1 protein-coding gene is annotated in these 26,812 nt (G+C 70.2%); it reads left to right on the forward strand.

What is annotated here, in order from left to right; genetic code table 11:
- The first annotated feature begins 9 nt into the window (after nucleotides 1–9).
- Entirely contained in the window at nucleotides 10–26,793 is a 26,784-nt protein-coding gene (locus BLV94_RS00990) for a non-ribosomal peptide synthase/polyketide synthase (protein ID WP_072946211.1), read from the forward strand.
- Nucleotides 26,794–26,812: the final 19 nt, after the last annotated feature.

The following is a 26,812-nucleotide window of genomic DNA, read 5'->3' on the forward strand; positions in this document are numbered from 1 at the left end:
GGGAACGAGATGACGAGTGTGAATTCGCCGCAGCCGAATAACGGCGCCGAAGATGTGAACGTTCCCGAAGGGGCCTTCCCGCTCTCCTCGGTGCAACGGAGCATGTGGTTTGCCCAACAACTGAGCCCCACGGTCCCCAAGTTCATCGCGCAGTACATCGAGTTGCGGGGCGAGATCGACCTGGACCTGCTGAGCGATGCCGCAGTGCGGGCCGGTCAGGAGTTCCAGTCGCCGTTCCTGCGTCTGCTCGACGTCGACGGGGAGCCCTATCAGGCGGTCGATTTCACGATCGACCCGTCGATCGGGTTCCTCGACTTCCGCGGCGAGGACGAGCCGATGTCCGCCGCGCAGGCGTGGATCGACGAGGACTACGCGACACCTCTGCGGTTGACCCGGGACCGGCTCGTCGAGATGAACGTCCTGCAGGTCGGTGAGCAGCACTACCTGTGGTACACCAGGATTCATCACGTCGCCCTCGACGGGTACAGCGGCATGACCATGGTGAACCGGATCGCGGCGCTGTACACGGCGGCGATCGAGGGCACCGAACCGGAACCGAACCGTGCGCTGGACCTGCGCGAGCTGTACGCACTCGACCAGAAGTACCGGAAGTCGACCCGGTTCGAGAACGACCGGTTGTACTGGGCCGAACGGATAGTCGGCATCGAGCACGGGTCGACGCTCGCCACCCACGACGCCCCCGCGGCGGCGAAGAGCAGGCTCGAGAGCGCGAAGATCTCCGAATCCGCGCTGGGTTTCCTCGGCGAGTCGGATCAGCGGGTCGGTGCCACGTCGGCGGCCGTCCTGCTCGCGGGGTTCGCCTGCTATCTGTCCCGCATGACGGGCAGGCGGGACGTGCTCATCAACCTGCCGGTGTCGGCGCGCACCACGGCGCCGCTGCAGCGGTCCGGCGGCATGCTCGTGAACGTCGCGCCGCTGCGGATCACCGTCCGCCCCGAGGACACGGTGACCGAACTCGTCCAGCGGACGCAGCTCGAACTGATGGGTGCGCTGCGTCATCAGCGGTGCAGCCTCGAGGACATCCGCCGCGACGCCGGACTCGCGGGGACCGCGGAGGGTCTCGCCGGCCCGATGGTGAATGTCATGCTGTTCCACCAGGCGTTCACGCTGGGCTCCGTCAACGGCGAGTACCACATCGTGACGTCGGGTCCGGTGGACGACTTGCTGGTCAACATCTATCAGAGCGGCGACGGCCAGACACTGCTCGATTTCCGCGGCAACCCCAACCGGTACGGCGCGGAGGAGCTGCGCGCGCACCACCGCCGGTTCGTGGAACTGGTCGAAGAATTCGTCACCGCGGAGCCGCAGGCGCGGACCGCCGACATCCATGCCGAGAGCGCGCGCCTCGGCGCGCGGTTCCTCGAACGGGAGTCCCAGCTCGAGTTCTGGAAGCGGGAGCTGGCGGGCCTGCCCGAGGTGACGGCGCTGCCGCTGGACCGGCCGCGCCCGGCTGAGCGGGCCGGCGCGGGCGAGGTCGTCGGGTTCGCCGTCGACGCCGGCGTGCAGCACCGCGCGGCACTGCTGGCCGAGGAGGCGGGCACCGGGATCTTCACCGCGCTGCATGCCGCGCTGGCCGTGTTGCTGGGCCGGCTGGGTGACACCGACGACGTCGTGGTCGGAACACCGATCGTCGGGCGCGACACGACCGACTCCGAAGACCCGGAAGCCGGAGCGTTCTTCAACAAGGCGGTCCTGCGGTCGCAGGTGGACGGGGCGTCGTCGTTCGTCGACCACCTGAGCCGGGTCCGGGACGCCGACCGGGCCGCGTTCTCGCACGCGGCGCTGCCGTTCGACGATCTCGTCGCTGCCGTGGTGGCCGAACCCGACCCGTCGCACACGCCGCTGTTCCAGGTGATGCTCGAGTTCACCGACGGCGGCCATCCGCACGACTCCTCGGGGACCGTGACGGTCAGCCCGATCCAGCGTGAACACCGAGCCCTGGGGCTGGATCTCGTGTTCTCCCTCACCGAATCGGAGACCGGCGGCATCAACGGCCGGCTGCGGTACGCGAAGGACGTGTGGGACCGCGACAGCGCGGAGGCAATCGCCGCCCGCTTCGTCCGCATACTGCAGTCGGTGACGGCGGATCCGGCCGCGCCGATCGGGGACGTCGACCTCCTCGAACCGGCCGAGTACGCGGAACTCGCACCGGTGCGCGACGAGCCCGCGGTGGAGCCCCGCACGCTTCCCGCACTGCTCGCCGGTGCCGTCGCGGCGGGCGGCGACGGGGACGCCCTCGTCTACGAGGGGCGCACCCTGACCTACGCCGAACTCGACGAGCAGTCGAACCGACTCGCCCGCATGCTGATCGGGCACGGGGTGGGGCCGGGTTCGGTTGTGGCGCTGGCGATCGCGCGCTCGATCGAATCGGTGCTGGCCACCTGGGCGGTCGCGAAGTCCGGGGCCGCGTTCGTCCCGGTCGACCCGAACTACCCGGCCGACCGCATCGAGCACATGCTCACCGATTCCGGTGCGGTCGTCGGTCTCACCGCCATAGCGCACCGCTCGTCGCTGCCGGCGATCACGCCGTGGCTGGTGATGGACGACGCGTCGTTCGGGCGGGAGACGGAACAGCACGCCGCCGGCGCGATCACCGACGCCGACCGCCTCCGGCCGTTGCGGACGGCGGATCCGGCCTACCTGATCTACACGTCCGGCTCCACCGGTACTCCCAAGGGTGTGGTCGTCACCCATGTCGGTCTGGCGAACTTCGCCGAGGACGAGCGGCAGCGGTTCGACGTCACCGCCGAGTCGCGCACCCTGCACTTCTCCTCCCCGAGTTTCGACGCGTCGATCCTGGAACTGCTTCTCGCCGTGGGCGCAGGCGCCACGATGGTGGTGGCACCGTCGACGGTGTACGGCGGTACCGAACTCGCCGACCTGTTGCGCCGCGAACGGGTGACGCACGCGTTCGTGACGCCGGCCGCGCTGGCATCCGTCGATCCCACCGGACTCGACCACATCCGGTGCGTCGTCACCGGTGGTGAGAGCTGTCCTCCTGCGCTGGTGCAGCAGTGGGCGCCGGGTCGCGTCATGTTCAACGCCTACGGTCCCACCGAGGCCACCGTCGTCGCGAGCGTCGCGGGACCGCTGACGGTCGGCGAACCGGTGACGATCGGCCGCCCGTCCCGCGGTTGCGGTCTGCTGGTGCTCGATTCGCGGTTGCACCCCGTCCCCGCCGGGGTGCCCGGCGAGCTGTACATCACCGGCGACGGTGTGGCACGCGGGTACCACAACCGGTCGGTCCCGACGGCCGAGCGGTTCGTCGCCGACCCGCACGGGACACCCGGTGAGCGGATGTACCGCACCGGCGACCTGGCCCGGTGGAACGCCGCCGGACAGCTGGAGTACCTCGGCCGCACCGACTTCCAGGTGAAGATCCGCGGATTCCGCATCGAACTCGGCGAGATCGACGCCGTCGTCCGCTCGCACCCGAGCGTGGCGTTCGCGACCACCGTCGGCCGCACCGCACCGTCCGGCGACACGGCACTGGTGACGTACGTGCTGCCCGTGGACGGCGCGCAGATCGTCGTCGGCGACATCCTCGAACACGCCGCCGCCGCGCTGCCCGCGCACATGGTGCCCGCCAGGGTGATGGAGCTCCTCGAGGTCCCGCTGACCCCGGCGGGCAAGCTCGACCGGAAGGCGTTGCCGGAACCACAGTTCGAGGCGACGTCCACCGTCTACCGGGCGCCGGTGACCCCGACCGAGATGCAGATCGCGGAGGTGTTCGCGACGCTGCTCGGAGTCGAGCGCATCGGCGTCGACGACAGCTTCTTCGACCTCGGTGGCGACTCCCTCGTCGCGACCCGCGTGGTGTCCCGGGTGAACACTGCCCTCGGCACGGAGATCGGGGTGCTGGATCTGTTCGAGGCGCCCAGCGTCGCGTTGCTCAGCGCCCGCGTCGACGCCGCCGGGCCCCGCACCTCCGCCCGCCCCGTGCTCGCGCCGCGGCCCGGATCCGGCCCGGTGCAGGTGTCGCTGGCGCAGCAGCGGATGTGGTTCATCAACCAGTTGGACACCGGATCTCCCGCGTACAACATTCCCGTCGGCATCCGGCTGCGCGGCACGCTCGACGTGGAGGCGTTGCGGACCGCGGTGAGCGATGTCCTCACCCGCCACGAATCGCTGCGGACCGTGTTCCCGAACACCCCCAACGGTCCGATCCAGGTAGTGCTGCCGGTCGCGGAGGTGAGCCCGCACCTCGACGCAGTCGAGGTCGCCGAGAGCGAACTCGAATCCCGCCTGATCGCCGACGCCGCAACCGGATTCGACGTCACCGTGGAACCGCCGATCCGGGCGGAACTCTACCGGACGGCGACCGAGGACCACGTGCTGGTGTTCGTGGTGCACCACATCGCCGCCGACGGCCTGTCGATGACGCCGCTGACCCGGGACGTGATGGTGGCCTACCACGCCCGCGCCGCCGGCGAGGCCCCGCAGTGGGCGCCGCTGGAGGTGCAGTACGCCGATTTCGCGGTGTGGCAGCGCGAACTGCTGGGATCCTCCGACGATCCGACGAGTCTGCTGTCCCGGCAGCTGGCGTTCTGGGCCCGCACCCTCGACGGTGCCCCCGAGGTCATGGATCTGCCGACGGATCGCCCGCGCCCGGCCCGGCAGTCGATGATCGGCGCCACCGCCGACTTCACGATTCCGGCACGCATCCACACCGCGCTGCTCGACATCGCGGGCGCGAACGACGCCAGCCTGTTCATGGTGGTGCACGCGGCGCTCGCGGTCCTGCTGTCCCGGTCGTCCGGGTCGGCCGACGTGTCGATCGGATCCCCGGTCTCCGGCCGGGGAGAACGGCAACTCGACGACGTCGTCGGCATGTTCGTCAACACCGTGGTCCTGCGCACCACCGTCGACCCCGATCGCAGCTTCCCCGAGATCCTCTCGCACACCCGCTCCGTGGATCTGGAGGCGTTCAGCAACACCGATCTGCCCTACGAGCGGCTCGTGGACGAACTGAAACCGACGCGCTCCGAAGCACATTCACCGCTGTTCCAGGTGATGCTGGTGCTGCAGGGATTCGCGAACACCAGGCTCGAGCTGCCCGGACTCGACGTGGAGGTCGAGGCACTCGAGACCGGTGCCGCCAAGTTCGATCTCCAGGTCATCCTCACCGAGCACATCGAGGACTCCGGCGCCCCGGGCGCGATCGACGTCCAGTTCTCCTACGCGTCGGAACTGTTCGACCCGCCGACGATGACGGCGCTGGCCGCACGGTTCGTCACCCTTCTCGAGACCATCACCGCCGGGTCGGACGCGAAAGTCGGCGACCTCGACCTGATCGGCGCGGACGAGACGCACCGGATGCTCGAGCAGTGGATCGCCACCGACGTTCCCGTCCCGGACCCGGCGACCCTGGTCAGCCTGTTCGAGTCGCAGGTGGCCCGCACCCCGGACGCCGTGGCCGTGGTGTTCGCCGAAGAGGAACTGCTCTACGCGGAGTTCGACGCCCGCGCCAACCGGCTGGCCCGCGAACTCCTCGCCCGCGGCGTCGGACCCGAATCCCGGGTGGCCGTCGCGCTGCGCCGTTCCCTGGAACTGATGATCGCGATCTATGCGGTGGAGAAGACCGGGGCCGCGTACGTGCCGCTCGACCCCGACCATCCGGCGTCGCGGATCGCGTACGTGATCGAGAGCGCCGAACCCGCCTGCGTTCTCACCGCCTCCCGCGATCGGTGCGAGGGCGTCGACAGCGCGGACGCCGCTGTGATCGAGATCGACACCCTGAACCTGTCCCGGCGGCCCAGCACCCCGATCACCGACGCGGAGCGGGGCGGTCCGATCCACCCCGATTCGACCGCCTACGTGATCTACACGTCCGGGTCGACGGGCAGGCCCAAGGGCGTCGCCGTCAGTCACCGGGCGATCGCGAACCGGCTGCTGTGGATGCAGGACACGTACCGGATGGATCACACGGACGTGGTGCTGCAGAAGACGCCGGTCACGTTCGACGTGTCCGTGTGGGAACTGTTCTGGCCCCTCGAGGTCGGTGCGCGACTCGTCCTCGCCGCGCCGGACGGTCACCGGGACCCGACGTACCTGTCCCACATCATCGCCGACCACCAGGTCACCACCATGCACTTCGTGCCGTCGATGCTCGCCGTGTTCACGGCGGGCGCCGAACCGGAACTGTGCGGTTCGCTGCGCCAGGTGTTCTGCAGTGGTGAGGCCCTCCCGCCGGCCACTGCCGACAGTTTCCGCGAATTCGGATCCGCGGCGCTGCACAACCTGTACGGCCCGACCGAGGCCGCCGTGGACGTCACCTTCTGGGAGTGCACGGAAGGCGACCGGGCCTCGGTTCCGATCGGCGCACCCGTGTGGAACACGCAGTTGTACGTCCTCGACTCCCGGCTGCATCCGGTGCCGGTCGGGGTGCACGGCGAGCTGTATCTGGCGGGCGTTCAGCTGGCCCGCGGTTACGTCGGTCGCAGTGACCTGACGTCGGACCGGTTCGTGGCGAATCCGTTCGGCGCACCGGGACAGCGGATGTACCGCACCGGCGACGTGGTCCGCTGGCGGGCCGACGGCAACATCGAATACATCGGCCGCCGCGACTTCCAGGTCAAGCTCCGCGGACAGCGCATCGAACTCGGCGAGGTGGAGGCGGCCGTGCTGGCGCACCCGTCGGTGGCGCAGGCCGTCGTCACGGTCCACCGCAGCGAGGCCACCGGCGAAAGCCTCGTCGGCTACGTGATCCCCGTGGCGGGCGCCGACATCGACACCGCGGTCGTGCGCGACGCGGCGGCGGAGGCGCTGCCCGCCTACATGGTGCCGACCCGCATCATCGTGCTCGACCGGTTCCCGCTCGGCGCCACCGGAAAGCTGGATCGCGGCGCGCTGCCCGAGCCGGAGTTCCTCAGCCCGTCAGCGGAATTCGTCACGCCGCGCAACCCGATCGAGGAGATCCTCGCGTCGATCTTCGCGGACCTGCTCGACGCACCCCGCATCGGCGTGTACGACAGCTTCTTCGACCTCGGCGGCAACTCGCTGGTGGCCACCCGGCTGGTTGCGCGGGTCAACGCCGCGCTCGGCAGCCGGATCGGGGTCCGGGAGATCTTCGACGCCCCGACCGTCGCGACGCTGGCCACCCGGATCGAGTCCGAGGCCGTGCAGGGCGCCGAACGTCCGCCGCTGGTGGCCGGGGTGCGCCCCGACCACCTGCCGGTCTCGCTGGCGCAGAAGCGCATGTGGTTCATCAACCAGTTCGACCTCGATTCGCCGGCCTACAACATCGCGCTCGCGGTGCGGCTGACCGGCGACCTCGACGAGGACGCGATGCAGGACGCCGTCGCCGACGTGATGGACCGGCACGAGTCGCTGCGCACCCGGTTCCCGATGGTGGAGGGCGAACCCCTCCAGGTGATCCTGCCGACCGAGGACGTGGTGCCGGATCTGTCGCCGATCGATTCGACGGAAGAGCAACTGCCCGAGCATATTTCGCGGCTGGCGGGCGCCGGATTCGACGTCACGGTGTCGGTGCCGGTGCGCGCAGCCCTGTTCCGCACGGATCCCGGCGAACACGTTCTCGTCATCGTCGTCCACCACATCAGCGCCGACGGCTTCTCCATGGCCCCGCTCGCGCGGGACGTGATGACCGCCTACGCGGCCCGCACCGGGGGCCAGGCACCGGACTGGACGCCGCTGCCGGTGCAGTACGCCGACTTCGCGCTGTGGCAGCACCGGGTACTCGGCAACGCCGACGACCCGGACAGCCTGCTCGCCGCCCAGCTCGACTACTGGACGCACACGCTCGCCGGGCTTCCGGAACTGCTCGCGCTGCCGACGGACCACCCGCGCCCGACGCAGCAGTCGATGCGCGGCGGCATCCACCCCTTCAGCATCGACCCGCAGATCCACAGCCGGTTGATCACGACCGCCCGCGAACACAATTCGAGTGTGTTCATGGCTGTCCACGCCGCGCTGGCCGTGTTGCTGGCCCGGTTGGGCGACACGGACGACGTGACGGTGGGCACCCCGATCGCCGGCCGCGGCGACGCCGCCCTGGACGACATGGTCGGCATGTTCGTCAACACCCTGGTGCTGCGCACCCCGGTCGAGCCGTCCGGCACGTTCACCGACCTGCTGTCCACGGTCCGCGACACCGACCTGAACGCGTTCCACCACGCGGATCTGCCGTTCGAGCGGCTGGTCGATGCGATCTCGCCGGAACGCGCGACGTCGCATTCGCCGCTGTTCCAGGTGGTGCTCGAGTTCCGCAACAACGAGCGGCCGCGGCTGGAGCTGCCCGGGTTGACCGTCACCGGCCTCGACCTGGCCACCGACATCTCCAACTTCGACCTGCAGCTCACACTGACCGAAGAATTCGGGGTGTCGGGGGAGCCCGCCGGGATCTCCGCGGCATTCACGTACGCGTCGAGTCTGTTCGACGCGTCCACGATCGCCGGTTTCGCCGACTACCTGCAGCGGATCTTCGACGCGGTGACGTCCGAGCCGGGCATCGCGGTCGGCGACATCGACCTGATGGTGGCGTCCGAGCGTGCGGCGCTCACCCCGGTGATGGACGGTCCCGACGCCGAACCGCGGACCTTGCCCGAACTGCTCGCGTCGGCGGCGTCCGTGGACCCGAAGGCGGCCGCACTGTCCTACGAGGGCAGCGAGGTGACGTACCGGGAGCTCGACGAACGGTCGAACCGTCTCGCCCGCCTGCTGATCGGGCGGGGCATCGGCCCCGAATCGGTGGTCGCGCTGGCGATGGCACGTTCGCCCGAGTCGGTGCTGTCGCTGTGGGCGGTCGCCAAGACCGGCGCCGCGTTCGTGCCGGTCGACCCGAACTACCCGACCGACCGGATCGTCCACATGCTCAGCGACTCCGGTGCGGCGCTCGCGCTCACCGTCGCCGAGTTCCGACCCACCCTGCCGGACTGCACCCCGTACGTCGTGGTCGACGCACCCGGCTTCGACGACCAGGTGAGTGCGCACTCTGCCGCCGTCGTCACCGACGCCGACCGGACACACCCGCTGGAGCTGGAGAACCCGGCCTACCTGATCTACACGTCCGGGTCCACCGGCACCCCGAAGGGGGTCGTCGTCACCCATCGCGGCCTGGCGAACTTCGCCACCGACGAACGCGTCCGGTTCGGGGTCACCCCGCGGTCGCGGACCCTGCATTTCTCGTCGCCGAGCTTCGACGCCTCGATCCTGGAACTGCTGCTGGCGGTCGGATCCGGCGCGACCATGGTGATCGCCCCGGCCTCCGTCATCGGCGGCGCCGAACTCGCCGACGTGCTCCGCGAGGGCCGGGTCACGCACGCGTTCATCACCCCGGCGGCCATGGCATCCGTGGACCCCGCGGGCCTCGACCAGCTCGAGTGCGTCGCCACCGGTGGTGACGTGTGCCCGCCGGAGCTGGTGGCGCAGTGGGTGACCGGCGGCAGGCGGATGTTCAACGCCTACGGACCCACCGAGGCGACGGTCGTGTCGAGCGTGACCGGACCCATGCTGCCCGGTGAGGGCGTCACCATCGGCCGTCCGCCCATGGGCACCGGCGAGATGGTGCTCGATTCCCGCCTGCACCCGGTGCCCAACGGGGTGACCGGAGAACTGTACGTCACCGGTTCCGGTCTGGCCCGCGGCTACAAGGACCGGGCGGGCACCACGGCGGAGCGGTTCGTCGCCAACCCGTACGGCGGCCTCGGTGCCCGCATGTACCGGACCGGCGACCTGGCCCGCTGGAACACCGACGGCCAGCTCGAGTACCTGGGCCGCAGCGACTTCCAGGTGAAGATCCGGGGGTTCCGCATCGAACTCGGCGAGATCGAGAACGCCCTCACCCGCTACCCGGGCGTCGCCCGCTCGGTGGTGTCCGCGCACAAGGGCAGCACCGGCGCCAACCGGCTCGTCGGCTACCTCGTCCCCACGGCGGGCGCGGAACTCGACCCGGAGGCCGTCCTCGATTTCGTCGGCGGGTTCCTCGCGCCGTACATGGTGCCGTCCGCGCTGATCGTCCTCGACGAGTTGCCGCTCACCCCGGCAGGCAAGCTGGATCGCCGCGCGCTGCCCGAACCCGACTTCGGGGCCCGGGTGTCGACCGGCCGCGCGCCGGTGTCGGAGATGGAAGAGGTGCTCTCGACACTGTTCGCCGAGGTGCTCGGTCTGGAATCCGCCGGTGTCGAGGACTCGTTCTTCGCGCTCGGCGGCGACAGCATCATGTCGATCCAGCTGGTGGCCCGCGCGAAGGCCGCGGGCGTCGTGCTGACCCCGCGGGACGTGTTCGAGGCCAAGACTGTCGCCGGTCTCGCGGCGGTGGCGTCGTGGGTGGGCGCCGCCGACGTCGTCGTCCTCGACGAACTGCCCGGCGGCGGAGTCGGCGACATGCCGACCACCCCGATCACGAAGTGGCTGCTCGAACGGGGCGGCGAGTTCAACCGGATGTCGCAGTCCGCGCTGCTGACCGCGCCGCCGAACCTGCGCGAACTCGAACCGCTGATCGGCACGTTTCAGGCCGTCCTCGACCGGCACGACATGCTGCGCGCGCAGCTGATGGTCTCCGCCGACGAATCGCATCTCGCCGTCCGCCCGATCGGTGCGGTGGACGCGCAGGACCTGATCCGCCGGGTCGCGGTGTCCGCCGCCCCGGGAACACCGGCGTTCGCGGCCACCGTGATCGCGGAACTCGACGCCGCGCTGGACCGGCTCGATCCGGCGGCCGGGGTCATGATGCAGGTGGTGTGGTTCGACGCCGGGGAGTCCGGCGGCCGCCTGCTCGTGGTCGCGCATCACCTCGTCGTCGACGGTGTGTCGTGGCGCATCCTCGTCCCCGACCTCGCGACCGCGTGGGCGCAGATCTCGGCAGGCCAGGAACCGGTCCTCGACCAGGTCGGCACGTCCATGCGCCGGTGGGCGCACGGACTGGTCGACGAGGCGGCGAACCGGGCGGGCGAACTGGATCTGTGGCAGCGCATCCTCGACTGCGAGGACCCGCTCGTCGGCAGCCGTCCGCTCGACCCCGACGTCGACGTCAATGCGACCGTCGGCCGGGTCACGGTGCAGTTGCCCGCCGAGGTCAGCGAGGCCGTCCTCACGGCCCTGCCGGAAGCGATCCACGGCAGCGTCAACGACGGACTGCTCACCGCGCTGGCGATGGCGGTCACCCAGTGGCGGCGCACCCGCGGCCACACTCTGCACGGACGGTCCGTCGACGGAACCCTGGTGAGCCTCGAGGGCCACGGCCGTGAGGACCAGGTCGTGCCGGGCGCCGATCTGGGCCGCACGGTCGGCTGGTTCACGGCCATGTTCCCGGTGCGGCTCGACCTGTCGGGCATCGACCTCGACGACGCGTTCGACGGCGGCCGGGCCGCCGGGTCGGCGATCAAGGCGATCAAGGAACAGTTGCTGGCCATCCCGGACCACGGCATGGGTTACGGCATGCTGCGGTACCTCAACGCCGACACCGCACCGCTGCTCGCGGCCCGGTCGCTGCCGCAGATCAGCTTCAACTACCTGGGACGCTTCGCCGCCGACCTGTCCGAGGCGGCCACCCGCGCCGGCTGGACGCCGACCGGTGAAGTCGACATGGACCGGGCGCAGGACCTCGACACCCCGGTCACCTCGGCCATCGACGTCAACGCCGTCACCACCGAGGTCGACGACCGGCCTCAGCTGCGCGCCACCTGGGCGTACGCGGCCGGCGTCCTCACCGTCGCCGAGGTGCGCGAACTCGCCGAACTGTGGGTCCGGGCACTGACCGCGCTCACGACGTACGCGGCCCGCCCCGACGCCGGCGGTGTGACCCCGTCCGACCTCGAACTGGTCAGCCTCGACCAGGACGCCATCGACCGCATCGAGTCGCGCTTCCCGGCGCTGTCCGACATCTGGTCGCTGTCGCCGCTGCAGTCCGGACTGCTGTTCCACGCGTTGCTGGCCGACGAGTCGATCGACTCGTACACGGTGCAGGTGACACTCGAACTGCGCGGCGCCGTGTCGTCCCGCCTTCGGGTGGCCGGGCAGGCCCTGCTCGACCGGCACGCGAACCTGCGGGCGTCGTTCGTCTACGACGAGGGCGGCACCCCCGTCCAGGCGGTCCACGGATACGCGGAACTGCCGTGGACGGAGATCGACCTGTCCGCACTCGACGAGGAGAGCCGCGAAGCCGAGGTCCGGGAACTCCTCGACACCGACCGCCGCCGCGGGTTCGACATGGCCACCCCGCCGCTGCTGCGGTTCATGCTGATCCAGGTCGGTGCGGACGAGCAGCGCCTGATCATCACCAATCACCACATCCTGCTCGACGGCTGGTCGATGCCGCTGCTGATCCGCGACCTCCTGACCCTGTACGCCACGGAGGGGGACGCCACGGCGCTGCCGCGGGTGCACCCGTACCGCGACTACCTCGCGTGGATGTCGCACCGCAGCACCGAGGACTCCCTCGGGGTGTGGCAGCGCGCCCTCGCCGGGGTGGAGGAGCCGACGCTGCTCGCCCCGGCCGACGCCTCGGCCCAGAGCGACACGCAGTCCAGTGAACTGGTCGTCGAACTCGACGTCGACCGCACCGATCAGCTCAGTGTGCTCGCACGCGAACACGGCCTGACCCTCAGCACCCTGATCCGCACCGCGTGGGGAATCGTGCTGGGCGGCCTCGTCGGCCGCTCCGACGTCGTCTTCGGCGGGACGGTGTCGGGTCGGCCCCCGCAGATCGCGGGTATCGAGTCGATGGTCGGTCTGTTCATCAACACGCTCCCGGTACGGGTGACCCTCGACCCGCGGGAAACGCTGGGGGAGCTGCTCGAACGCATCCAGGGCGAGCAGGCCGCACTGCTCGATCACCACTACGTCGGATTGACCGACATCCAGTCGGTGGCCGGTCCGGGCGCCGGCTTCGACACGCTGACCGTGTTCGAGTCCTACCCCGTCGACCGGGAGGGACTGACCGAGCAGACCGACATCGCCGGCATGCACGTCGTCGACGTGCACGACAGCGCGAACGCCGCGCACTACCCGCTCGCCCTGATCGCCTCGGCACACGAAAATCTGCAACTGAAACTCGAATACGTCGAGGATCTGTTCGACCGGGCCGCGGTCGAGCGGATCGGCGACCGGATCGTCCGCGCGCTGATCGCGCTCGCCGAGCACCCCGGGATGAAGTTGGCGCAGCTGCGCCTGCTCACCGACGCCGAGGAAGCGGAACTGGTTCCGGCCCGCGGCAGGCCTGGCCGGTCCGTGCGCACACTGCCGCAGATGTTCGCCGAGACGGCCGCCGCGTCGGGCGACGCGACCGCACTGGTGTTCGGCGACCGCCGGATGTCCTACCGGGAACTCGACGAACGGTCCAACCAGCTCGCGCGGCTGCTCATCGGCCGCGGCGTCGGCCCGGAAGACATCGTGGCCCTGGGCATCTCACGGTCCATCGAATCGGTGCTCGCCGTGTGGTCGATCACCAAGACCGGCGCCGCGTTCGTTCCGGTCGACCCGACCTACCCGCGGGAGCGGGTCGAGCACATGGTCACCGACTCCGGGTGCACGTTCGGCGTGCGGGTGGCCGCCGATCGCGACCGGCTGCCCGCCGCGGTGGCGTGGCTGACCCTCGACGATGCCGAGACCGAAGCCGCCGTCGCGGCGATGTCCACCGACACCGTGACCGACGACGAACGCGTCGTGCCGCTGCGCTTCGCGCACCCGGCGTACGTCATCTACACGTCCGGGTCCACCGGCAAGCCGAAGGGTGTGGTGGTCAGCCACCGCGGTCTCGACAACTTCGCCGAGGAGCAGCGCACCCGCTACGCGACGGATTCGGCGTCTCGGGCCCTGCACTTCTCCTCGCCGAGCTTCGACGCCTCGGTCCTCGAATACCTGCTGTCGTTCGCCGTCGGCGCGACCATGGTGATCGTGCCCCCGTCCGTGTACGGCGGTGAGGAACTCGCGGAGCTGATCCGGGCCGAGGGTGTCACCCACGGGTTCGTCACCCCCGCGGCGCTGGCCTCCGTGGACCCCGAGGGTCTCGAGGTGTTCCAGAACGTGGTCGCCGGCGGCGAAGCCGTCCCGCCGGAACTGGTGACCCGCTGGGCACCGGGGCGCACGCTGTACAACGGCTACGGCCCCACCGAGACCACCATCATGAGCAACCTCAGCGATCACCTGCAGGTGGGGGAGACCGTCACCATCGGCGCCCCCGTCCGCGGCGTGTCCGAGGTGATCCTCGACTCCCGGCTGCAACCGGTCTCCGTCGGCGTCGCCGGCGAACTCTACATCTCCGGTGAGGGCCTGGCCCGCGGCTACCACGCCCGTGCCGGGCTGACCAGCGAGCGGTTCGTCGCCAACCCGTACGGCGACGTGGGCGACCGGATGTACCGCACCGGCGACCTCGCGCGGTGGCGGCCCGACCACACGGTCGAATACCTGGGCCGCACCGACTTCCAGGTCAAGATCCGCGGCTTCCGCATCGAACTCGGCGACATCGACAGCGCACTCGCCGGGCACCCGTCCGTCGCGTTCGCCGTCACCCTCGGCCGCCCCGGTCCCGCCGGCGACACCGTGCTCGTCTCCTATGTGCTGCCGGAGGCCGAGTCGGTGCTCGAACCGCCGGAGCTGAAGGAGTGGACGGCGAATCTGCTGCCCGCGCACATGGTCCCGTCGAGCATCATGATCCTCGACGAGATCCCGCTCACCCCGGTCGGCAAGCTCGATCGGTCGGCGCTGCCGGAACCGCAGTTCCTGCCCACGTCGGACGCCTTCCGGCCGCCGTCGACGGTCCTCGAACACACGATCGCCGACGTCATCACCACGGTCCTGGGCATCGAACGGGTCGGCATCGACGACAACTTCTTCGACATCGGCGGCAACTCGCTGATCGCGACCCGGGTCGCCGCACGCCTGACCGCAGAACTCGACACCGACATCGGCGTCCGCACCCTGTTCGAGGCGCCGACGATCCACCAGCTGGCCCGCCTGATCGAATCGACGGCCTTCGCCCCGGCACACGACGGCGACCACGTGCGGCTGCCGCTCGGCCCGATGGCGCAGCCCGCGCACGTGCCGGTGTCGCTGGCGCAGAAGCGGATGTGGTTCCTCAACCAGTTCGACACGTCGTCGGCGGCCTACAACATCCCGCTCGCCGTGCGGCTGACCGGTCACTTGGACGTCGAATCGCTGCGCGCGGCGGTGACGGACGTGTTCGTCCGGCACGAGTCGTTGCGGACCGTCTTCCCGTCCCACGACGGTGAACCGACCCAGGTGGTGCTCTCACCCGGCCAGTGGACACCGAACCTCGAGATCACCGAGGTGTCCGAGGCCGAACTCCGCGAGCACATCGCCGGTCTCGCGACCGCCGGTTTCGACGTCACGGCCGACGTGCCGATGCGGTCGGCGCTGTTCGCACTCGCCCCCGACGATCACGTGCTCGTCATCGTGGTGCACCACATCTGCGCCGACGGCTTCTCGCTCACCCCGCTCGCCCGGGACGTCATGACCGCGTACGCCGCCCGCATCGCGGGAAGCGCACCGCAGTGGAACCCGCTGTCGGTGCAGTACGCCGACTACACGCTGTGGCAGCTGCAACTGCTCGGCGACGAGAGCGACTCCGAGTCGCTGATCTCCCAGCAGCTCCGGTACTGGACGGATCAGCTGGCCGACCTGCCCGAACTCCTGCAGCTGCCGACCGACCGGGCGCGCCCGGTCCAGCAGTCGTTCCGGGGTGCGCAGGTCGACTTCACGATTCCGGCGGACGTGCACCGGGCGCTGTCCGCGCTGGCGCGCAAACACAACTCCACCATGTTCATGGCCGTGCACGCGGCCCTGTCGGTGCTGCTGTCCGCGCTGTCGTCCACCGAGGACATCGCGGTGGGAACCCCCATCGCGGGTCGCGGTGACGCCGCACTCGACGACATGGTCGGCATGTTCGTCAACACCCTGGTGCTGCGGAGCGCGGTCGACCCGGCGGCGGGTTTCGGCGCCCTGATCGATCAGGTGCGGGCCACCGACCTCGCCGCGTTCCACCACTCGGACCTGCCGTTCGAGCGGCTCGTCGACGTCCTCGCGCCGGAGCGTTCCACCGCGCACTCGCCGCTGTTCCAGGCGCTGCTCGAGTTCCGGAACAACGAGACACCGCGCCTCGAGCTGCCCGAACTCACCGCGGCCGCCGTCGATTTCGACCTCGAGGTCGCCAAGTTCGACCTGCAGCTCAGCGTCGAGGAAGGATTCGACGCGGACGGGGTGGCGTCGGGGATCACCGCGTCGTTCATCTACGCCACCGACCTGTTCGATGCCGGCACCGTCCGCACGTTCGCCGACCGGTTCCTGCGAATCCTCACCGCCGTCACCGCCGACCCGCAGGCCCCGGTCGGTGACATCGTGGTCACCGACGCCGCCGAGCGGTCGGCGATGGCGACCGTGTGGAACACCGCCGGAGTGGAGGCGGGCACCGACACCCTCGCGGACCGGTTCGCGCAGAGCGTGGCCCGGTTCCCCGACGCCACGGCCGTGACGTCGGAGGACGTGGCGCTGACGTACGCGGAACTCGACGCTCGGTCGAACCGGCTGGCCCGGCTGCTCATCGCCCAGGGGGTGGGCCCGGAAACGCTGGTGGCCGTGGCACTGCCGCGCACCTGCGATCTGATCATCGCCCTGCTGGGCGTGATCAAGTCCGGCGGCGGCTACCTGCCCGTCGACATCACCTACCCGGCGGACCGGCTGGCGTTCGTGTTCGAGGACGCCGCACCGAACTGCGTGATCACCACCACCGGCGACGTCTCCGCCCTGCCCGACTCGGAGACGCCGGTGATCCTGCTCGACGACCCGGAGACCACCGCGGACCTCGCGCAGCAGTCGCCGGCGACGATCACCGACGCCGACCGGGTCACCCCGCTCGACGCCGCGTCGGTGGCGTACGTCATCTACACGTCCGGGTCCACGGGCCGCCCCAAGGGCGTCGTCGTCTCGCACCGCAACGTGCTGACCCTGTTCGCGAACACCCAGCCGCTGTACGGGTTCGACGAGAACGACGTGTGGACGATGTTCCACTCGTACGCGTTCGACTTCTCGGTGTGGGAGCTGTGGGGTCCGTTGCTGCACGGCGGCCGGCTCGTCGTCGTCGACTACTACACGGCACGGTCGCCGGAGATGTTCCACGAACTCCTGCGCAACGAACAGGTCACCGTCCTCAACCAGACCCCGACCGCGTTCTATCAGCTCGCCGAGACCGACCGCATCGTCTCGGAGATCGACGTGAACGCGGCGGCACTGGCGCTGCGGTACGTGATCTTCGGCGGTGAGGCTCTCGACCTCGGTCAGCTCGGCCGCTGGTACTCACGGCACGACGACACCGCCCCGACCCTGGTGAACATGTACGGCATCACCGAGACGACGGTCCACGTCAGCTACCTCGCGCTCGACCGTGCGTTCGCGGAATCGGCGTCGGCCAGTGTGATCGGCCGCGGCATCGCCGGGCTGCACGTGCACGTCCTGGACCGGCGCCTGCACCCGGTGCCCCCGGGCACCATCGGCGAGATGTACGTCTCGGGTGACCAGGTCACCCGCGGCTACCTGGGCCGGGCCGGGCTCAGTTCCACCCGGTTCGTGGCCGACCCGCTCCGTCCCGGGGCACGGATGTACCGCACCGGCGACCTGGCCCGGTGGAACACCGACGGCCAGCTGGAATACCTGGGCCGCAGCGACTTCCAGGTGAAGATCCGCGGGTTCCGCATCGAACTCGGTGAGATCGAATCCGCGCTGCTCCGGTACCGTGGCATCGCGCAGGCCGTCGTCCTCACCCGCGACGACGGGCACGGCGGCCACCGGCTGATCGGCTACGTGGTTCCCGAATCCGGTGCCACCGTCGAGGTGTCCTCGGCCCTCGAGTTCGTCGGCACCCAGCTCACCTCGTACATGGTGCCCGCCACCCTCGTGGTGCTCGACGCGCTGCCGTTGACGAGCAACGGCAAGCTCGACCGCCGCGCGCTGCCGGAACCCGACTTCGGGGCCCGGGTGTCGGCGGGCCGCGCCCCGGCGACGGAGATGGAGACCGTCCTCGCCGGCCTGTTCGCCGAGGTGCTCGGTCTGGAATCGGTGGGTGTGGACGATTCGTTCTTCGCGCTCGGCGGCGACAGCATCATGTCGATCCAGTTGGTGGCGCGCGCAAAGGCCGCCGGGGTGGTCCTCACCCCGCGGGACGTGTTCGAGGCCAAGACCGTGGCCGCCCTCGCCGAGGCGGCGTCCTGGGCGGGCGCCGCCGACGTGGTGGTCCTCGACGAACTGCCCGGCGGCGGGATCGGCGAGATGCCGGTCACCCCGATCACCGCGTGGCTGCTCGAACGCGGCGGCGATTTCCGCCGCTACACCCAGACCGCGCTGCTGTCCCTGCCCGCCGCGGCCGACGAGACACTGCTGAAGCGCACGATCGCGGCCGTCGTCGATCACCACGACATGCTGCGGGCGCGTCTGCTCGGCGCCGCACCGCAGTGGCGGATCGAGGTGCAGGCCACGGGCGCCGTCGACGTGGACGACGTGCTGCACCGGGTCGAGGTCGCGTCGGTGGTCGGGTCTGCGTTCGCGGAGATCGCCACCCACGAACTCGACGCCGCCGCAGGACGATTGGACCCCGAGGCCGGGGTCATGCTGCAGATGGTGTGGTTCGACGCCGGCGACGAGGGCGGGCGGCTGCTGGTCGTGGCCCACCACCTGGTCGTCGACGGCGTGTCGTGGCGGATCCTGGTCCCCGACCTGGCGACGGCGTGGGCGCAGGTCACCGCGGGTCAGGAACCGGCACTCGATCCGGTCGGCACGTCGATGCGGCGGTGGTCGCACGGACTCGTCGACGCGACCCGCGAACGCGGCGCCGAGATCGAACTGTGGCGCCGGGTGCTCGAGGCGGACGACCCGCTGATCGGATCGCGTCCGCTCGACGCCGCGATCGACGTGGCGGGAACGGTCGAGAAGGTCACCGTGGAGGTGCCCGCCGACGTCACGGATGCTCTGCTGACCCGTGTCCCCGAGGCGTTCCACGGCGGCGTCAACGACGGTCTGCTGACCGCACTGGCGCTGGCCCTGGCGCAGTGGCGGCGCACCCACGGCGATTTCACGCGCGAGTCGCTGGTGAGCCTCGAGGGCCACGGCCGCGAGGACCAGGTGCTGCCGGGCGCCGATCTGGGCCGCACCGCCGGCTGGTTCACGGCCATGTTCCCGGTGCGCCTGGACCTGTCGGGCATCGACCTCGACGACGCCTTCGCCGGTGGCCGGGCCGCCGGGTCGGCGATCAAGGCGATCAAGGAACAGCTGCTGGCCATCCCGGACCACGGCATCGGGTACGGCATGCTCCGCTACCTGGACCCGGAGAGCGCCGACCGGTTGCGGGCGCTCGCGAAGCCGCAGGTCACGTTCAACTACCTGGGCCGGTTGGGCGGTGCGACGTCCACCGACATCCACGGGCACGCCTGGGTCCCGGTGACGGACACCAAACTCGACGACATCCCCGCCTCCGACATCCCGGTGGCGTCGGCGCTCGACATCAACGCCGTCACCGGTACCGGGGTCGACGGCAACCGGCTGCGGGCCACGTGGGCGTTCCCGACCGGGGTCCTCACCCCGTCCGAGGTGCGTGCGCTCGCCGACCTGTGGGTGCAGGCGCTGACCGCGCTGACCGAGCACGTCGCGCGGCCCGACGCCGGCGGTGTGACACCGTCCGACCTGGACCTGGTGACGCTCGACCAGGACGCCATCGACCGGCTCGAGTCCCGGTTCCCGGCGCTGTCGGACATCTGGTCGCTGTCGCCGCTGCAGTCGGGGCTGCTGTTCCACGCCCAGTTCTCGGACGCCTCGGTCGACCCGTACCTGGTGCAGTTGGCGCTGAAGCTGCGCGGCGACGTGAACGCGGACCGGTTCCGCCGGGCGGGGCAGGCGCTGCTGGACCGGCACCCCAACCTGCGGGCCGCGTTCGTCCACGACAGTGCCGGCGCTTCCGCGCAGATCATCCAGCAGCACGTGGAACTGCCGTGGTCGGAGTTCGACCTGTCGGCCCTGGGTCCCGAGGAGACGGCCCGCGAATACGAGCGGATCGTGGCAGGCGACCGGTCGGTGAAGTTCGACATGGCGGACGCGCCGTTGCTGCGCCTCGCCCTGGTCCGGCTCACCGGGGACGAGTACCGGCTGATCCTGACCAACCATCACATCCTGCTGGACGGCTGGTCGACGCCGCTCGTCATCCGCGACCTGCTGACGCTGTACGCCCTGGACGCCGACGGCAGCCTGCTGCCGCGGGTCCATTCCTACCGCGACTACCTGTCGTGGATGAAGCGCCACGACACCACGGACTCCCTCGACGCCTGGCGCGCCGCGCTCGACGGTGTCGAGGAGCCGACGCTGCTGGCCCCGCTGGAGCGGGGTGAGGCGCATTCCGCCGTGGCGGAGGAGACCGCGTTCACGCTGTCCGAGGAGCACACCACCCGGTTGCGTGACCTGAGCCGCGAACGCGGGCTCACCCTCAACACCGTCGTCCAGACGGCGTGGGGAATCGTGCTGGGCGGCCTGGTCGGCCGCTCCGACGTGGTGTTCGGCGGGACAGTGTCCGGCAGGCCGCCGCAAATCGCGGGCATCGAGTCGATGGTCGGTTTGTTCATCAACACCCTCCCGGTGCGGGTCACCCTCGACCCGTGGGAGTCGCTGGGCGAGTTGCTCGAACGCGTGCAGCGCGAACAGGCCACGCTGCTCGACCACCACTACGTGGGGCTGACCGACATCCAGTCGGCGGTCGGCGGCGGCGGCGCATTCGACACGCTGACCGTGTTCGAGTCGTACCCGGTGGACGAGGCGGGGCTGACCGAACAGACCGACATCGCCGGGATGTTCGTCCTCGGCATCGACGGCAAGGACTCCGCGCACTACCCGCTGGCCGTCGTCGCCTCCGGTGACGCCCGGCTGAACTTCAAGTTCGAGTACCTCCCCGAGGTCCTCGAGGAAAGCGCGGTCGACGAGATCGCGGACCGGCTGCGGCGGGTGCTCGACGCCCTCGCCGACCGGCCCGAGATCCCGCTGGCCCACATGCAACTGCTCACCGAGGCCGAACTCGCCGAGTTCGCGCCGGTGCGCGGCCGCCCCGGGTTCTCCGTCCGGACGCTGCCGCAGATCTTCGAGGACGCGGCGGCGCTGGATCCGAACCGTACCGCTCTGACGTTCGAGGGCCGCAACGTCTCCTACCGGGAACTCAACGAGCGCTCCAACCAGCTCGCCCGGGTTCTCATCTCCCGCGGCGCAGGCCCGGAGACGTTCGTGGCGCTCGGCATTCCGCGGTCGATCGAGTCGGTGCTGGCGGTGTGGGCGGTGGCCAAGACGGGTGCCGCGTTCGTCCCGGTCGACCCGAACTACCCGATGGACCGGATCGAGCACATGCTGACCGATTCGGGGGCGACCATCGGGCTGACCATGGCCGCCTACGAGAAGTCGCTGCCCGACTCGGTGCCGTGGCTGCAGCTCGACTCGCCCAAGTTCGAGAAGGCGTGCCAGGCGAAACCGGCTCTGCCGGTAGCAGATTCGGACCGCCGGTCGCCGATAAGCCTCGACAACGCGGCGTACATCGTCTACACCTCCGGGTCGACGGGCAAGCCGAAGGGCGTCGTCGTCACCCACGAGGGCCTCGACAACTTCGCCGAGGACCAGCGGCAGCGCTTCGCGGCCGCGCAGACGTCCCGCACACTGCACTTCTCGACACCGAGCTTCGACGGGTCGGTGTTCGAGTACCTGCAGGCGTTCGGGGTCGGCGCCACCATGGTCATCGCGCCGCCCACGGTGTACGGCGGAGCGGAACTGGCCGAACTGATCCGGTCGGAACACGTCACCCACGCCTTCGTCACCACCGCGGCGCTGTCGACGGTGGACCCGGAGGGGCTCGACGAGTTCCAGCACGTGGTGTTCGGCGGCGAGGCGTGCCCGCCAGAACTGGTGACCCGCTGGGCGCCCGGCAGGCAGTTGTCCAACGCGTACGGCCCCACCGAGACCACGGTGATGGCCAACATCAGCGACCCGATGACGGTGGGCGACCCCATCACCCTCGGCGGCCCGATCCGCGGCGTCGGCGAACTCGTGCTCGATTCGCGGCTCCAGCCGGTGCCTGTCGGCGTTCCCGGCGAGCTGTACATCACCGGCGCGGGTCTCGCCCGCGGCTACCACCGGCGCCCCGAACTGAGCAGCCAGCGGTTCGTCGCCAACCCGTTCGGGGAGGCGGGGGAGCGGATGTACCGCACCGGCGACATCGTCCGGTGGCGCGCCGATCACACCGTCGAGTACGTGGGCCGCAGCGACTTCCAGGTGAAGATCCGCGGGTTCCGCATCGAACTCGGCGAGATCGACAACGAGATCGCCACGTTCCCCGGGGTCGGCTTCGCCGCGACCCTCGGTGCCCCCGGCCCGTCCGGGGACACGGTGCTCGTGACGTACCTGCTGCCCGTCACGGAAGGGGGCGTCGACCCCGCCGAGCTGACCGCGCACCTGTCGACGCGGCTGCCCGCGCACATGGTGCCGACGAGCATCATGTTCCTCGACGAGATCCCGTTGACCCCGGTGGGCAAACTGGACCGGTCGGCGCTGCCCGCGCCGGAGTTCCACGTCACCACCGCGGAGTTCCAGCCACCGACCAACGACCTCGAACGCAAGATCGTGGACATCTTCACCGACGTCCTCGGTCTCGAACGGATCGGCATCGACGACAACTTCTTCGATCTCGGCGGCAACTCGCTGGTCGCGACGCGTGTCACCGCGCGGCTGCGGGACGCCCTGGACACCGACATCGGTGTGCGGGCGCTGTTCGAGGCCCCCGACGCTCGGTCGCTGGCCGAACGCGTCGCCGACAGCGTGAGCGGCGGCGCCCGACCCGCTCTCGCCCCGGTCGAACGCCCCGATCGGATCCCGTTGTCGCTGGCGCAGAAGCGGATGTGGTTCCTCAACCAGTTCGACACGTCCTCACCCGCCTACAACATTCCGCTGGCGGTGCGGCTGACCGGAACCCTGGACGAGGACGCCCTGCGCCTGGCGATGGCCGACGTCCTCGAACGGCACGAGACGCTGCGCACCGTCTTCCCGACGGTCGGCAACGAACCGACCCAGCGGATCCTGGCCGCCGCCGACGCCCAACCGGACGTCGACACGGTCGAGGTGGACGCGGCGGACCTGCCGCGGCACATCATGGACCTGGTGTCCCGCGGATTCGACGTCAGCACCGACGTCCCGGTGCGGGCGGCCCTGTTCCGGACGGCGCCCGACCATCACGTGCTGACGATCGTGGTGCACCACATCTGCGCGGACGGATTCTCCCTGGCGCCGCTCGCCCGCGACGTCATGGTGGCCTACACGTCGCGGCTCGACGGCGACGGCCCGCAGTGGGCTCCGCTGCACGTGCAGTACGCCGACTACACCCTGTGGCAGCATGCCGGACTCGGGTCGGAGAACGATCCCGAGTCGATGATCAACCGGCAGTTGCGGTTCTGGTCGGAGACGCTGGCCGGGTTGCCGGACGTCATCCAGTTGCCGACCGATCGGCCGCGGCCGATCCAGCAGACGTTCGAGGGTGATCGGGTCGAGTTCGCGATCGACGCCGATCTCCATCAGCGGCTGACAGCACTGGCCCGGACCAACAACGCCACCATGTTCATGGCCGTCCACGCCGCGCTGGCCGTGCTGCTGTCGCGGCTCGGCAGCACCGACGACGTGGTCATCGGCACCCCGGTCGCCGGGCGCGGTGAAGAGGCGCTCGACGAGATGGTCGGCATGTTCGTCAACACGCTTGTCCTGCGGAACCGGATCGATCCGTCCGCGACGTTCACCGAACTGGTGCAGCAGATCCGGGAATCCGACCTGGCCGCGTTCCAGCACGCGGATCTGCCGTTCGAGCGGCTCGTCGAGGAACTCAACCCGACCCGGTCCACGTCGTACTCGCCGCTGTTCCAGGTGGCCCTCGAGTTCCAGAACAACGAGAACCCGACGCTGGAACTGCCGGACCTGCGGGTCGAGAACGTGGACCTCGAGACCCGGGTGGTGAAGGAAGACCTCGAGGTGATCCTGGCCGAGCGGTTCGACCAGGACGGCGCGCCCGCGGGTGTCGCCGGCGGCCTGGACTTCGCCGTCTCCCTGTTCGACCCCGACACGGCGCGTTCGATCGCGGACCGGTTCGTGCGGGTCCTCGCGGCCGTCGTCGCCGACCCGGACCGGCCGATCGGCACCGTCCCGCTGCTCGACGAGGCGGAGATCGACGAGATGGTCCCGGCCCGCGGCAAGCCCGACGTGCGGCCCGAGGTGTGGCCGGACCTGCTGACGGCCGCCGCGGCCCTCGACCCCGACTCGGTGGCACTGTCGTTCGAGGATCGGCAGGTCACGTACCGGGAACTCGACGAATGGTCCAACCGGCTGGCGCGGGTGCTGTGCGCTCAGGGTGTCGGACCGGAGACGTTCGTGGCCATCGGTATGCCGCGGTCGATCGAGGAAGTGGTGTCGATCTGGTCGGTGGCCAAGTCGGGTGCCGCGTTCGTGCCAGTCGATCCGACGTACCCGCGGGACCGCATCGACTACATGCTCACCGACTGCCGGGCTTCGGTCGGCCTGACCGTCGCCGGCAGGCGCGACAACCTCCCGGACACGGTGCCGTGGCTGGTGCTCGACGACGAGACTTTCGCCGAGCAGGTCGCGGGCATGTCCTCGGCGCCGGTGACCGACGCCGACCGCACGATCCCGCTGCATCTGGCGCACCCGGCGTACCTGATCTACACATCGGGGTCGACCGGGAAACCGAAGGGGGTCATCGTCACTCACCGCGGCATGGCCAACCTCACCGCGGAGGAACACGAACGGTTCCAGGTCACGCACGATTCGCGGGTCTCGCATCTGGCGTCCCCGAGCTTCGACGCGTCGATCTTCGAGCTGATGATGGCGTTCGGCGCCTCGGCGCGGGTCGTGATCGTGCCGCCCACCGTCTTCGGTGGCGCCGAGTTGGCGGACCTGTTCCGGCGCAACGAGGTCACGCACGCGTTCATCACGCCCACCGCGCTGTCGTCCATCGAGGATGTGGGGCTCGAGTCGCTGCGGGTCCTCGCGGTGGCCGGCGAGGCCTGCCCGCCGGAACTGGTGGAGATCTGGGGCAAGCACCGCAACATGCACAACGGGTACGGGCCCACCGAGACGACCATCCAGGCGAGTGTCAGCGCCCCGATGCGTCCGGGCGGGGTCGTGAACATCGGCGCCCCCGCACTGGGCTTCGGTTCGCTGGTCCTCGACGAACGCCTGCAGCCCGTCCCGGCCGGCGTGCCCGGCGAGCTGTACATCACCGGCCCCGGACTGGCACGCGGGTACCACAACAGGTCGGCGCTCACCTCGGAACGGTTCGTCGCCAGCCCGTACGGGGAGCCCGGCCGCCGGATGTACCGGACCGGCGACGTCGTGCGCTGGCGTGGCGACCACACCATCGAGTACATCGGCCGCACCGACTTCCAGGTGAAGGTCCGCGGCTTCCGCATCGAACTCGGTGAGATCGACGCCGTCCTCGCCCGGCACCCCGCGGTCGCGTTCGCGGCCACCATCGGTCACACCGGTCCGTCCGGCGACACGCTCCTCGCGTCGTACGTGCGGGCCGCCGAGGGCCACGACCTCGAGCCGGCGGAACTGCGCACCCACGCGTCCGACCGCCTGCCCGCGCACATGGTCCCGTCGGCGGTGGTGGTTCTCGACCAGATCCCGATGACCCCGGTCGGCAAGCTCGACCGCAAGGCGCTGCCCGCGCCCGAGTTCGGCACCACCGGCGCGGCCTTCCGGGCCCCGACGACGGCGACCGAGCGGATCATCGTCGAGGCCTTCGCCGAGGTGCTGGGCGTGGACCGGGTCGGCACCGCCGACAGCTTCTTCGACCTCGGTGGTAACTCGATCGTCGCCACCCGGGTGATCACGGTGCTGCAGGAGCGCCTCGGACGGCAGATCCCGTTGCAGTCCATGTTCCTGGATCCGACGCCCGCGGGACTGGCGCTCCGGGTCGACACCGAGAACGCCGCCGGGTCGCCGGTGGACGAGGCGCTCGGCGTCGTCATCCCTCTGCGCCCGACGGGGGAGAAGCCGCCGCTGTTCTGCATCCATCCCGGGATCGGTCTGTCATGGGGGTATGCGGGACTGCTGCAGCACCTCTCGCAGGACCGTCCGGCGTTCGGCCTGCAGTTGCCGATCATCAGCGGCGGCCCGGCCGTCGACTCGATCGAGCAGCTGGCGCACCAGTACGTGCTGGAGATGCGCAAGGTCCAGGCGCACGGGCCGTACCACCTGTTGGGCTGGTCGCTCGGCGGCGTCATCGCGCACGCCATGGCCGTCGAACTGCGGCGGGAGGGGGAGGCCGTCGACACCCTCGCCCTCATGGACAGCTACGTGGCGAACGGGACCGATCAGGGCCCGCAGAGCCTCACCGTGCCCGAGTTGCTGCACGGTCTCGGGCTGGACCTCGAGTCCGTGTCCGGGGAGGAACTCACGTACGAGCGGGCGGTCGAGTTGCTGGACGACGCGTTCGGGCAGAAGACCGGACTGACTCCTCGGCACCTCGAGCGGATCAGCGCCGGGTTCACGAACTCCTCGCGGATCATGAACAACTTCCGGCCCCAGGTGTTCGACGGGGACCTGCTGTTCTTCACCGCCGCCGGGTCGGCGGCGACGGGCGAGCATTCACCGGAGGAATGGCGCGATTCGGTCACCGGCGGCATCCGGGAAGTCAAGATCGAGTGCGAGCACAACCAGATGATCGAACCCGAGGTCCTGGCCGTGGTGGGGCCCGTCCTCGAGGACTATCTGGGCACGCACTGACCCGTTTACGTTGCGGGCG

The organism is Rhodococcus koreensis (genome assembly GCF_900105905.1).
GTDB classification, from domain to species: Bacteria; Actinomycetota; Actinomycetes; order Mycobacteriales; family Mycobacteriaceae; genus Rhodococcus_F; species Rhodococcus_F koreensis.